The sequence below is a fragment of the Priestia megaterium genome (assembly GCF_023824195.1).
Lineage (GTDB): Bacteria > Bacillota > Bacilli > Bacillales > Bacillaceae_H > Priestia > Priestia megaterium_D.
This window is the reverse complement of the sequence record NZ_CP085443.1, coordinates 159,905-171,950: the sequence shown is the minus strand read 5'-3', so window position 1 is coordinate 171,950 and position 12,046 is coordinate 159,905. Positions and strand designations below refer to the sequence as shown.

Sequence of the window (12,046 nt, the reverse complement as noted above, 5' to 3'; positions counted from 1 at the left end):
ATTCAAACACCTCATCTTCTTATTTTTAGATAATATGTAGAGATGCTAACATTTCCTAGCTTCTACAAGCTTGTCACTTAATAAGGTTAGATAAAAAGAAGAAGAATTTCTGTTTTTCCGGGAATATTTATACTGAGATTTGCTCTGTGGCGCAGTGAAGTCCATCTAAGCTGGATAATGAGTCATTCATTGTAAAATCCTCACCTATATAATATGAAAAAACAAGTATATGGATTTTTAATTTAGTTTAAACTAATAAGGTATTCCCCGATCGCCTGAACTTTAACAAGCCTTTGCTCAACGGGAGCAAAGGCTACTTTTTTGACGAGTTTCTTCTATAAAATATGCCATTTTGAAAAGACTTTTGTGTAAGTAAAATTAGTCGTTCTAAAAAGATCTATCCTTTTAGAGCGACTGTTTTTTTATGACTCTTTAGAGAGGCATTCATGAGTACGATCTCTATTAGCAGCAACCATAAACCTTGATTTTCCTTCTTGGCATTCATGAGTGATTTCGATATCGCCACAATAAGGACAAGTAAAATATCCTCTGGACTGCATATGATTAGAGCTGATTATTTCCTCAGGTTTAAAAACGTCCATTCTTATCCCATAATAAATACAAGCAACTTTTTTTACGCTTATCATAGGATTTCTTCCTCCTTCTTATTGTGTATTGGTTAATTTTTAGTATATAAGATAGATATGGATAATTTAACCTTTTTTAATTAACTTACCTTAAATATTCAGAAAATTAAATCTTGATGGAATTATTGAGTAAAAAAGTTAAAGGTAATTTCTGCTTGTATATCTTAAGATACACATCTTTATCAATACAAACATCAGAATAAAAATAATAAACGTTAGATAATTTTAAAATAACTTACTAAATAAATCTTTAATCCCTTTTATTTTAAAATATCGATAATATTTGTTGCTACATCATTTATAAGAGTAAATATCAAAACACTTTAATAAAAAATACTTTAACTATTACTCATCTTTTAGAAAAAGTCCACATTTGTCGTCAGGTAGAGTAAATGATAAAACTAATATAATAAATGAAATAATTTAGTATTTACTTATTAGAATAATATACTTTTATAGACTTATCTTACGGTAGCGATATAAAACTGTTATCCTTACATGTAAAAAGAGCTTGTGTCAAGAGAGTAGGTGGAAACAGAAGAATAATTTACTCCTCTAGAAGTAGAAAAGGTAATCTATTAATAAAGTATAAACCACAAGGATAGATAAGTTATGTTAACTGGGTACGAATATTTTGCAGCACTGGAGGTATCTTAATTATATTCTTCTCCTTACATTGATGGTATAATATGGATGATTGTATCAGTGAAAGGGGAGAAAAAGATGAACAAACTTGTATTCAAACAATTTGAAATCGGAAGGGAGTACTTCCTCAAAATCATAGGGTCTGTTTCTAAGGATCAAACTGATGTGCAGCCAGATGGTTTCAACAACACAATTCATTGGCATACAGGTCACGTTTTGACAGTTACTGAACAAACTATGTTTGGTTTTCCTCATGCAACAACTCATCTTCCAGCAAACTATATGGAATTGTTCGGGAATGGTACCAAACCAGCCGATTGGACGGGGGATGTACCTACTATGGATGAGCTTATGATACAGTTAAAGGATCAATTATCTCGTATTCAGCAAATTCCTGCTGAACAGCTAAAAGATACCTTGGAAAAGCCATTTCTGGGATGTAAAACCTTTGGAGAACTGGCGGGTGTTACAATGATGCATGAAGCAACTCATATGGGACAGATTCAGGCAATGAAGCGAATTATTGAACATGTGGGTGTGAAAAACTGAATTTGACAAAATGATATAACGAGGTTATCAACAGGCATAGCCATTTTCTCCTTTTCTTTACGTTAGAAAGGGAGGGTGGGGTTCACGTTATTATTTTGTATTAGATAGGCTTAATAAGATGTCTCCTTCAACTACTGGGAGCATGGGTTTAAGAAAGGGATTGCTGTGGTGATCCCTTTTTATTGTGCAAAATGATATGGATATTTTTTGATAATTCTAAAATATGTAAGATATAATGAAATTAAATACATTGATAATAGTCTGTAATAAAGGAGTGTATAAATGAAGAAAATCTTTTCCTTTCTAATGATTGTATGGGTGTGCGCATTTGTATCTGCTTGTTCAAGTCAAACAAAAACGGAAACAGAAAGCAAAGCTGATAGCGAGAATAATTCCATAACACCTAAACCGAATGTAGAAGTTAAAGCTTATAAAGAACCATTAACTCGAGTAGGAGAGAAAGCAACACATCCTCTTGGAATATTTGTCTTGAATCAATTAAGTGAACCAAATACGAAGATTGAAGTAAGCCCACTTCATATCCAAGTGGAACGAATTAAAATCGTACAAAGCACAGAAGTAAGTGACCTAGGCAAGTATAACCTGAAAGAACGAGGGTTGAATACAGAAAAAATGAATGTGATTCAACTAACAACCACCTTAGAAAATACTTCAAATCAATCACTTGATTTAGGAAAAGGACCTATAAAAACATTGATTTTAAGCAGTGGAGAGCAAGTGAAAGTGTCTAAAATGAACGCAGACCCCAAAGATCGGAGCTTGAAAGCCAAAGAGAAAACGAAGTTTACGCTAATCTGTTTCCTATCCCAAGATCCAAAAGACCTAAAGTATGTTGAAGTGATTACAGATGTAGTGCGAGATCAAACGACTAAGAAGGAAGTAAGTCCTCCAAAGACAGTAGAAATCAAAATGTAAGTAAAAAAACAGCCTCTTATGAGGCTGTTTCCTATTCTTTTACGATTAAAATGAACAATATTCAACAACAGGACCAGATGTACCAGTTTTAATAAAATAATCAGGAGCATAACCAGTGTCAAAATCGCCGCGCCACCAATCATCATCCACCCAATCCCAGATTTTACTTCCATTGTAAGATTCACCATTAACATAACAATATAAGTAGAGTTTGTGTCCATCTGGAATATCTGTTTCAGTCCGTGTACCGTTTATGGTTGGAGTCTTACGAAGATCTAAACCTGCACCACCAGTCTTTTGAACTGGATATAACCCATCAGCATGGGTTACGGTTTGGTTTGTAAGTAAAACAACACCAGCTATTGCCACTGAAGCGATGGAGAATGCAACTTTTTTTAACATACGTTACCTCCCATATAATATTTTAGTACATTTTTGGATCTCCCATGATGTCTATCAAACTGAGATAAGCAAATACCCGGTTTAGTTTAATAGACACCCAGTTAAACCAAAAATATACAATTCTAGTATAAAATACATTAATAATCTAAAAAAAACAATAAAAAGAAATGATATTTTGAAAATTGATACTTTTAACTTACATAAAATAAAAATAAATTCCTAAAGGAATATTAAGATTAACCCTCAAGCGAAATTAATATTTCTTTTACGTATGTTTCATCATTCAATGCAAAATTCAAAACCTTAAAATACTTTGATACTCCTTCCTAAATATCTTCATTAACTAGGCAAAATGTATCCCTTTAGTTACCATAATGTTAATTATAGGTGGAAATAATATCCAAAAAACACGAATTTAACTCACAGTAACTCCGAAATAGTACCCCATAAATACAGTCACAAATAATAATTCACTAGCCAGTACAATGAAGTCCAATCTCTGGGACTTCTTAATTTCTTCCAAACTGGAATATGAAATATAAAGGCGTAAACTTCCAAGTATAACAGTAACTATAATGACAAAAAGATTTCCAGTAACAGCAATTGCGATGAGATAAATAAGCCATTTAAATACAAAGAGCCCTACTATCCTTAACATAAACAAACGCCATTTACTTAACTGAATAATATCTCCTGCTTCAATAGTTTGAAGGCCTTTTCGTATCTTTTTAAATTCAAATAATGCCTCTAGATTATTCCACAATAAAAACAACCCGAAAATTAGCAGATATAAATCGTTAATGCTTAAATTAAAAAGACTCAATTCCATTCCCCCATCTAGATAGCAAAGTCCTTTTTATTCTCAAGGGCTTGTTAATACTTAAGTAAATCTGTGGAATAGCTTTACCCAACCTAAGTAAGAGATTCCTAAAATAAAAGCCCAAAGAAATGCTATACGAATATTTCTAGGTATAGAAATCCATAACTTTAACATGTTCCAAAGTAAGTCATCTTTATTAGATTTTTTCATTCCCTTCACCTCAATTAGGTTATATCGTTTATAATTTTACATTTTAGTGAATATTTCCAATATCTATTAAATCATAATATTTACCTTTTATTCCATTAAAAAGTAAATGTTGAGTGAAAGAAAATGTATATCATATGCATTTATAGTTAACATAATCACAGTTTTCGGAAATTATAACTTACAAAAAAGCAGTTGGAATAATAACCAACTGCTTTTTGTAGGATGTTTTAATTTTCTATGTTATTCACTTTAAAATTTCTTGGTTATCCCAATTTTTCAAAGCCCATACTACATCATCATTTTCATTGAGCGTAACTTCATCTAAACCTAACTCTATAAAATTCCTGTTTACAAAAACAGCCCAATGTATATTTTTCTTTGGAATTGAATGGATACCATTTATAGATATAATATTCCCTTGGAATTCTTCTATGTTAAAGGCTCTTTTTGTTACTTCGTATAATGTCTCACCTTCTTGAAATGAAACTTCTTTTGAAGCAATAGTCACATTTTTATCATTTACAATTCTGAAAGTACTCGTCATCTCTAATGCGTTTGTAGGGGAATAAACAAAAAAAAGGAATAGTGGTAAAGATATTAGTATCTTTTTAATAAGCATTTTTGAATCTCCTTTTGACGTATTTTTCATATTATGAGCACTTTAGTGAAAATTATATTCTGTAAATATAGTTCAGTGGTTGATACGCAACAGAAAAAACTCCCTGGTGTTGAACTGCCCCCCAATTAATTGGACGCTGTTCTTAAGCAAAGGAATATTTTCACATCTCATTTCTTAATAGCCTTTAGAATAGTTACAAACCTCTTGGGAACATTACTTTTATGGAGGTGATTGTAATGAATAACAACCAACAACCAAACAAAACTTCAGCAGGAACGAATGCTGCAAAAGTAAAACAACAAAATGCTGCATCTGCGTCTAACAAATTCGGAACAGAATTTGCTAGTGAAACAGATGTACAAGCAGTAAAACAACAAAACGCTCAAGCAGAAGCTAAGAAAAATCAAAACGCTGGACAATAATAATTAAAGAAACATTTTGAGTCAACTACTCAAGATATAATAGAGTATCAAATCAGCATTTGGATTATGTATAGAAAAAGACTGTCTCTTTTTAACCAAAAGAAGCAGTCTTTTCTATTTTTAACTATATAAATCGGAAAAGTGTAAAAAACAGAGGATAATAGTTACTGATGCCATCACCTAAATTATTTTTACTACACTATTTGTTTTCGTTCTCGATTAGGTAACCTGCCTGTTTGGAATAAAATTTTATTGCTTGAGCAAACTACCCAATATGCATTAAAGCATCAAAATCCCACATGATTAAAGAGAAAAACTACCTCCCTCTCGCAAAGGTAGTTTTTCTCTTTTTAATTTGTATGCCATATACAATTTTAGTTACCATAATGAAAACTCGTGGAAGCTATGAGTGTGATAAAAGTAATGACCATCTTTTTGAATAAATGGGTATGATATATAATAAACCTTTACTCAAAACATTTTGAAGGGAAATGTAATATGATAATTTCTAAGTCAGGTAAAAAACATAAAGTGAAGCATCTGGAACCTGCAAGTATCTTATTCTTAGGGTTTTTAGGATTAATATTGCTCGGCACCGGCTTGTTAATGATCCCTGCTGCTACAAGTGATAGACATCATTTAAGCTTTATTGATGCTCTCTTTGAAGCCACTTCTGCTGTATGTGTAACAGGACTAGCTGTTGTAGATACCGGAACTACATTTACTTTATTTGGACAGCTCATTCTGCTTGTGCTCATCCAAGTTGGTGGCTGGGGATTCATGACTATTGGTATACTCATGTTTATTGTACTAGGTAAAAAAATTGGATTACAACAAAGGTTAATACTTAAGGAATCTCTAAATGCTTTTTCGCTACAAGGCGTTATTGCATTAGTCCAACGTGTTGTGCTAATTACATTGGCTGTGGAAGGTATTGGAGCGCTTATCCTAGCTATTCGTTGGTCACAAGAAATGAACTGGGGAAAGGCTATTTATTATGGGATATTTCATTCGATATCTGCTTTTAACAATGCAGGATTTGGTTTGGAACCGGATAATTTAAGTAAATGGGTAGGAGATCCAACCGTAAATATTATGATTACATTACTTTTCATAATAGGAGGAACTGGATTTTTTGTCATTGCAGATATTTTTCGGAAACGAAACATAAGGAAGCTTTCTCTTCATACTAAAATTGTATTAGTTTCAACTCTCCTACTAAATGTCGTGAGCACACTAATTATTTTTGCTTTAGAATATAATAACCCTCATACTTTAGGTGAATTAAGCATGGGTGATAAATGGTGGGCAGCTTACTTTCAGGGAGTAGTTCCTCGTACTGCTGGTTTTAATACCTTGGATATTGGGGCGCTCAGATTACCTTCAAAAGTGTATATGATGGGTCTTATGTTTATTGGAGCAGCACCAGGTTCAACAGGTGGTGGAATTAAAATAACGACGTTTGTCTTAATATTGTTTGCTTTATGGTCAGTATTGACAAATAAAGAAGAAATTAATGTTTTTCGACGCCGAATTCCTAAATCGCTTGTTTATAGAGCTTTTTCTATTGCTACTTCTGGAATTATTTTTGTTTCTATTATTTTCTTTTTACTCACAATCACAGAAAAAGGTGTAGATATGTCTACTCTTTTGTTTGAAACGTTCTCTGCTTCCGGAACAGTTGGATTAAGTGCTAATTTTACAGGCGACTTAAGTCCTATCGGACGAATTCTCATTACGATTATGATGTTTATTGGCAGAGTGGGGCCTCTTACCATTGGTTTTGTGCTTGCTATTCGTTCAAATAAACAATCTAAAATTCGGTATGCAGAAGAAAAGATTCTTATTGGTTAAAAAATCTACTTTAAATATATATTTTTGTCCACATATTCACCGTCATAGGCACAAGTAGCCAAAATCATAAATATTTCTTTCTATTATGAATAAACTACACAAGATGTATAAAATCATCACGACTAACTTCTTATTACGTCACGAAAAAAGCTATCTCTTTTGACTGGGAAGAGATAGCTTTTTTCTGTGTTTAAAGTGTATAAGATATACGCCCCTAGTTAACATAAAACAGCTTATCGGTAGTAATAAGGTCTATATACTTTCTATATAGACCTTACCAATTCATTCTTATAATGAAGCTGGAACATTTTGTTCTTTTCGCAAGCGTAAAAAGCCAGAAGCTGTTAAAACGCCCAAAACAACTAAACACGTACCTATTACTTGAGGTAATGTAATAAGTGCACCGGTTAAAATAGAAAGGATCATAGTGACGACTGGAACTAAATTAAAAAATAAAGATGTATTACTTGCACCAATCGTAGCCATTCCCTTATTCCACCATAGATAGCCTAATACACTTGTAAATAGAGCCATAAAGAGAATAGCTCCCCAAGCTGACCATGTAACGTGAGACAAAGGCTGAGGGATTGGTGAAAAAGCTGTTAAGATGACAAGACAAAGAGAACCAACAATCATTGTATAAGTAGTTGTCTTCATTGAAGAACTACCATTCAAATATTTTCTCCCTAATACCCCATATAAGGCCCAACATAAGTTCCCTGCTAATATTAGTAAATCACCTTTAGAAATGGATAGTGTTTGAATAATTTCTAACGAACCTTGCGTAAGGACAAGAATAACGCCTACTAAGGCAAAAGATATACCCAGCATCTGTTGTTTTGTAATGGGATTCTTTAAAATAAGCAAAAAGTGCAGTTACTAGAGGGTTAGTTCCCATGATGAGAGCTCCGTTTAAAGGTGAAGTGTATTGCATTCCTAAAAAGAAAAAGGCATTGAACCCGAAAATCCCTATAATGCCAAGTAAGATATACATTTTCCAATGGATCTTAATGGTTTTTGGCTTTATTTGTTTTTGTAATCCTAATATAAGAACCATAACAAGTGCAGCAATCCCAAATCGCCATGCGGCAGCACTTGCAGGGGAGAAATAGTGAACAGCATACTTAGCCAAATTGAACGTAGCACCTGTAAAGATAGCAAAACCTATTAACGTAAGGTATATTCTACTTTTCATCTTTCAAATCTCCAATCATTGTTTCATACGTCTCTAATTTCTCTTTTGTCACATTCATAACTGTTTCAATCTCTTGCTTTTGCTTTTCTAGAAGAAGTAAGTGTTTGTTTAAAATATCTGCCCTCGTTTGAATCTTTTTTAATTGAATGGCAGCAGAGTCGATGTTTTCTAGGAGACATCCATCCTTTAAAAATTCCTGAATATCCTCTAAAGACATCCCTGTTTGTTTTAACATTTTCATAAATTTGAGAAGGCGAATTTCACCTTCCGTATATCTTCTTTTTCCACCTTTTCTTAATGGTGAAGACAATAACCCAATCTTTTCATAATAACGTAACGTATGAGCTGTAAACCCTGTTTTCATAGCAACTTCGGATATACTATACATTTCCATTTCCTCCTTTCTTTACATGTTACAACTTAGAGTTAGCTCTAAGTCAACGATTAATTTGTAAACAATAAAAAAAGGCATTTAAGCTGTTATTTTCTCTTTTGACGTAAAGAAAGCTCTTTTGTTTTTTACATATTACAGTATAATATTTTAATTTTTGTAAATAAGAGTATATACCTTCATTATTTATCAAAAAATATAGAGAAAACTGGATTCCTTGGAGCTTAAGAACTAGCTATATAGTGCTTATTCGAAGAAGAACCTTTTTGACAAATGGGGTGAAAATTTGAAATCAAAAATAATCTTAATTCTTAGTATATCTTCTATTATATTTATGCTTTTTTTACTCTTTTTCTATCTAATCAAAGGAGATTCCTCTCGTTGGCAAGTAGCATTGGGAGGTGTGATAACAAGTGCATTACCACTTTTATTGTTGTCTACGAAGGTTAATCCCTTCCCAATTTCTCTTATAGTAGGATATTATGTTTTTCTTTTTTGCACCCTGTTTTTAGGGTCAATTGAAGATTTTTATAATCGCTTTAAATGGTGGGATGCTGTTCTACATTTTTACAAAGGAATCTTCATGGGATTTGTAGGAATTTCTCTTTATAAGCTACTTATAGCTGCCCGTATACAAGCTGAAATTTCTAGATGGGCTATTTTTTTATTTGTACTTTCAATCTCAGTGAATGCTACAGTTTTGTGGGAAGTTTATGAGTTTTTAGGTGATTTGACTTTTACTCACACTATGCAATCAGGAGGAAACACAGATACCATGTATGACATGATCTTAGGTATGACATCAGCTCTTTTAACTGCTATTTATTCTATGAAACGACGACAAAAACTATAAATAATATAGGAGGTGTTGGAATGAAACGTAAGCTGGTTATATTGTTTAGTTTGATTTACGTCATTTTTATGGGATGCTTGGCAGTATTTTACTATGTGAGTAATGAATCCTTTAAGACAATGGTTTCAATAGGTGGTTTCGTATGTGGATTAATCCCCCTTTTATTAGCTTTTTTTACTAAGCTTAAATTTAACTTGCCTATCATCATTTCCTACTTAGTTTTTTTATTTTGCTCACAGTACCTGGGTTCAATTGTAGGTTGGTATGGATTAGGATGGTGGGATACATTTTTACACTTAATAAGTGGAGCGATCCTCGCTTTTGCAGGGATCGCTTTATATGAACGATTAATACATCGAAATGCAGGAGAGTATATATCAGCATGGTTTGTTTTTCTATTTACCTTTTCTTTTGCTGCACTTGGAGGCGTCATATGGGAAATTTACGAATTTAGCTCAGATCAACTTTTCGGAATGACTTTACAGGGCGGTGGAAATAAAGATACGATGATTGATTTAATTGCAGATACTTTAGGAGGCCTTCTTATAGGAGCATGGGCAGGATGGCGCACAAAGATAAAAAAGTCTAATTAAAATTTACTAACTGTCAAATATTCTGTTCATATGGTAAAACTCCTTAATGATTAAGGAGTTTTATTCGTATGATCTCATGATAATTTCAAAATCTTTCTCTAACATACATTTTGATTATAATGATGGGGATATTAACAAACAGATATTTTGTATGAGTAGAATCGCCAAAGGGAATCGATACACTTTAAAAATAATTTAATGGATGTGTAATAGATGTCAGTGGCTACAACAGGAAAGAGAAAAGAAAAAATTTATATCATCAGTGCACTTGCATTACTTTTTCTTTATTTTCTCCCTATGTATGCATTAGGAGAAGACGCTCACATACGTGTTCATGATAATTTAGATTCTAATATTGCTTGGTATAAGGTGCTGGCTGAAAGTGGTCAGATATTTGGAGGCCTTCACTCTATGATTCCTCAAATTATCAATGGATTGCCTCGTGATGCATTCGGGACAGCATTCAGTGGGATTGTTTGGCTTCACGCTCTCTTTCCTTCTATGACTGCTTATGCTTTAAGTCAAACGATTACTCGGTTAGTTGCTTTTGGTGGAATGTATTTACTATTGAAAAAGCACTTTATTAAACACAAAGATGCTCACTTTGTTCGTGTTGGTGTATCACTTGCATTTGCACTTACTCCATTTTGGCCTTCAGGCATGTTAAGTACATTGGGTTACCCTCTTGCTTTATGGGCATTTTTGAATATCCGTTCTGGAGAATTTTCATGGAAAGAATGGGTAGCTCTTTTCCTTTTACCCTTTTATTCAAGCTTTGTACTTGGTTTTTTCTTCTTTTTGGTGGCGATTTCTTTTTTATGGATTTATGACTTGATTAGAAAGAAAAGATGGAATTGGCCATTTCTATTTAGCCTTATTTTTATGACTTCCCTTTATCTTTTAATTGAGTATCGCCTTGTCTATTCAATGGTTCTTTCAGAACAGCCAAATCACAGGATGGAATTTATATCTTCGCGACATGATTTTTGGCATTCCATGCGCCTTTCCCTTAAAAACTTTCTCATAGGGCATACACATGTTATGACTGTTCATACGCATGTTATTCTTCCAATATTATTTCTGACACTTATTTTATTAGCTGTTAAGAAGAAGATAAAACATAATAAACTATTCATTTTTTTATTTCTTTTAAATGTTGCTTTATCAATATGGTACGCTTTTTGGTTTAATAATTTATGGATTCCTCTCAAAGAAAAGATCAGCTTTCTAAATACATTCAACTTTGCGAGGTTCCATTTCTTACGAATTATTGTTATTTACCTTAGTTTCGCACTAGCCTGTTACATTCTATGGTCACTAGGAAAGTTTTGGAGGCAACTAGCTACTATAGCGATTATAAGTCAGGTTATAACCCTACTTCTGTTTAACGAAGAACTTCTTTATGGCCATTACTTTCACTCTCCTTCTTTTAAGGAATTTTATGCTACAGAACAATTCAAGGATATAAAAGAATACATAGGGGATCCTCAGGATTCGTATCGCGTAGCAAGTATTGGACTCCATCCAGCTATTTCACAATACAACGGGTTCTACACACTAGATACGTATAACAATGTATATCCCCTTGAATACAAGTACAAATTTCGAAAGATAATAGCAAAAGAGTTAGAAAAAAATAAGCAATTAAGAAAATATTATGATGAATGGGGAAGTCGCTGTTACATCTTTGTCAATGAACTCGGTAAAACATACGAGTTCACAAAAGATCAAAATATAAAAGTACATCATTTGCAGCTAAACACAAATCAATTTAAAGAAATGGGTGGTCGTTATATCTTTTCATCGGTCCCTATTTTGAACGCGAAAGATAATAACCTTGCGCTCTTGAAAGAATTTAATCATAAAGAATCTGTGTGGAAGATTTACTTGTATCAAGTAATGTAGGAGGG

12 protein-coding genes and 1 pseudogene are annotated in these 12,046 nt (G+C 32.9%); 7 read left to right on the top strand and 6 right to left on the bottom strand.

Features of this window, described 5'->3' with window-relative positions:
* Positions 1-422 precede the first annotated feature (422 nt).
* Entirely contained in the window at positions 423-647 is a 225-nt protein-coding gene (locus tag LIS78_RS27730; protein ID WP_252285409.1) for a hypothetical protein, read from the bottom strand.
* A 723-nt stretch (positions 648-1,370) separates the two neighbouring features.
* On the opposite strand from LIS78_RS27730, the gene LIS78_RS27725 reads away from it, so the two are divergent.
* Positions 1,371-1,841 carry a DinB family protein gene (locus LIS78_RS27725; RefSeq protein WP_116079230.1) on the top strand — a complete coding sequence of 157 codons (471 nt, stop codon included), beginning with the start codon at positions 1,371-1,373 and terminating at the stop codon, positions 1,839-1,841.
* Positions 1,842-2,123: 282 nt separating this feature from the next.
* Entirely contained in the window at positions 2,124-2,777 is a 654-nt protein-coding gene (locus LIS78_RS27720) for a hypothetical protein (RefSeq protein ID WP_252285408.1), read from the top strand.
* A gap of 45 nt (positions 2,778-2,822) precedes the next feature.
* On the opposite strand, the gene LIS78_RS27715 is transcribed toward LIS78_RS27720, so the two are convergent.
* From LIS78_RS27715 to LIS78_RS27705, 3 genes are all read right to left on the bottom strand, one after another.
* Complete coding sequence (locus LIS78_RS27715) at positions 2,823-3,179, bottom strand: hypothetical protein (RefSeq protein ID WP_043977899.1); 357 nt, start codon at positions 3,177-3,179, stop codon at positions 2,823-2,825.
* Between the two features lie 415 nt (positions 3,180-3,594).
* Positions 3,595-4,002: a hypothetical protein gene (locus LIS78_RS27710; protein ID WP_252285407.1), complete on the bottom strand. Its 408-nt coding sequence runs from the start codon at positions 4,000-4,002 to the stop codon at positions 3,595-3,597.
* 451 nt (positions 4,003-4,453) lie between these two features.
* Entirely contained in the window at positions 4,454-4,828 is a 375-nt protein-coding gene (locus LIS78_RS27705) for a DUF4430 domain-containing protein (RefSeq protein WP_252285406.1), read from the bottom strand.
* Positions 4,829-5,064: 236 nt separating this feature from the next.
* Here LIS78_RS27705 and LIS78_RS27700 point away from each other — a divergent pair, with 236 nt between their 5' ends.
* Both LIS78_RS27700 and LIS78_RS27695 read left to right on the top strand, forming a co-directional pair.
* Positions 5,065-5,250: a gamma-type small acid-soluble spore protein gene (locus tag LIS78_RS27700; RefSeq protein WP_116079223.1), complete on the top strand. Its 186-nt coding sequence runs from the start codon at positions 5,065-5,067 to the stop codon at positions 5,248-5,250.
* A gap of 498 nt (positions 5,251-5,748) precedes the next feature.
* Positions 5,749-7,104, top strand: a complete 1,356-nt coding sequence (locus tag LIS78_RS27695; RefSeq protein ID WP_252285405.1) for a TrkH family potassium uptake protein — start codon at positions 5,749-5,751, stop codon at positions 7,102-7,104.
* A gap of 288 nt (positions 7,105-7,392) precedes the next feature.
* Here the strand turns inward: LIS78_RS27695 and LIS78_RS27690 are convergent.
* Together LIS78_RS27690 and LIS78_RS27685 are read right to left on the bottom strand one after the other, a co-directional pair.
* Positions 7,393-8,299: pseudogene (locus LIS78_RS27690) on the bottom strand (DMT family transporter).
* Positions 8,289-8,687: a MerR family transcriptional regulator gene (locus tag LIS78_RS27685; RefSeq protein ID WP_098621784.1), complete on the bottom strand. Its 399-nt coding sequence runs from the start codon at positions 8,685-8,687 to the stop codon at positions 8,289-8,291. Before LIS78_RS27685 ends, LIS78_RS27690 begins: the two are co-directional and overlap by 11 nt.
* A gap of 289 nt (positions 8,688-8,976) precedes the next feature.
* Here LIS78_RS27685 and LIS78_RS27680 point away from each other — a divergent pair, with 289 nt between their 5' ends.
* The 3 genes from LIS78_RS27680 to LIS78_RS27670 all read left to right on the top strand — a co-directional run bounded on the left by LIS78_RS27680 (position 8,977) and on the right by LIS78_RS27670 (position 12,041).
* Positions 8,977-9,543 (top strand): DUF2238 domain-containing protein, encoded by a 567-nt coding sequence (locus LIS78_RS27680; RefSeq protein WP_209151990.1) that lies wholly within the window; start codon positions 8,977-8,979, stop codon positions 9,541-9,543.
* Positions 9,544-9,563: 20 nt separating this feature from the next.
* A complete protein-coding gene (locus LIS78_RS27675; RefSeq protein WP_252285404.1) occupies positions 9,564-10,136 on the top strand; it encodes a DUF2238 domain-containing protein in 573 nt (190 codons plus the stop codon).
* A 213-nt stretch (positions 10,137-10,349) separates the two neighbouring features.
* A complete protein-coding gene (locus LIS78_RS27670) occupies positions 10,350-12,041 on the top strand; it encodes a DUF6044 family protein (RefSeq protein WP_252285403.1) in 1,692 nt (563 codons plus the stop codon).
* Positions 12,042-12,046 lie beyond the last annotated feature (5 nt).

Excerpts from the sequence above, each read along its gene's own strand:
- LIS78_RS27730 (WP_252285409.1), bottom strand. The coding sequence starts at position 647 with ATGATAAGCGTAAAAAAAGTTGCTTGTATTTATTATGGGATAAGAATG.
- LIS78_RS27715 (WP_043977899.1), bottom strand. The coding sequence starts at position 3,179 with ATGTTAAAAAAAGTTGCATTCTCCATCGCTTCAGTGGCAATAGCTGGT.
- LIS78_RS27720 (WP_252285408.1), top strand. The coding sequence starts at position 2,124 with ATGAAGAAAATCTTTTCCTTTCTAATGATTGTATGGGTGTGCGCATTT.
- LIS78_RS27700 (WP_116079223.1), top strand. The coding sequence starts at position 5,065 with ATGAATAACAACCAACAACCAAACAAAACTTCAGCAGGAACGAATGCT.
- LIS78_RS27675 (WP_252285404.1), top strand. The coding sequence starts at position 9,564 with ATGAAACGTAAGCTGGTTATATTGTTTAGTTTGATTTACGTCATTTTT.
- LIS78_RS27670 (WP_252285403.1), top strand. The coding sequence starts at position 10,350 with ATGTCAGTGGCTACAACAGGAAAGAGAAAAGAAAAAATTTATATCATC.
- LIS78_RS27695 (WP_252285405.1), top strand. The coding sequence starts at position 5,749 with ATGATAATTTCTAAGTCAGGTAAAAAACATAAAGTGAAGCATCTGGAA.
- LIS78_RS27685 (WP_098621784.1), bottom strand. The coding sequence starts at position 8,687 with ATGTATAGTATATCCGAAGTTGCTATGAAAACAGGGTTTACAGCTCAT.
- LIS78_RS27705 (WP_252285406.1), bottom strand. The coding sequence starts at position 4,828 with ATGCTTATTAAAAAGATACTAATATCTTTACCACTATTCCTTTTTTTT.
- LIS78_RS27725 (WP_116079230.1), top strand. The coding sequence starts at position 1,371 with ATGAACAAACTTGTATTCAAACAATTTGAAATCGGAAGGGAGTACTTC.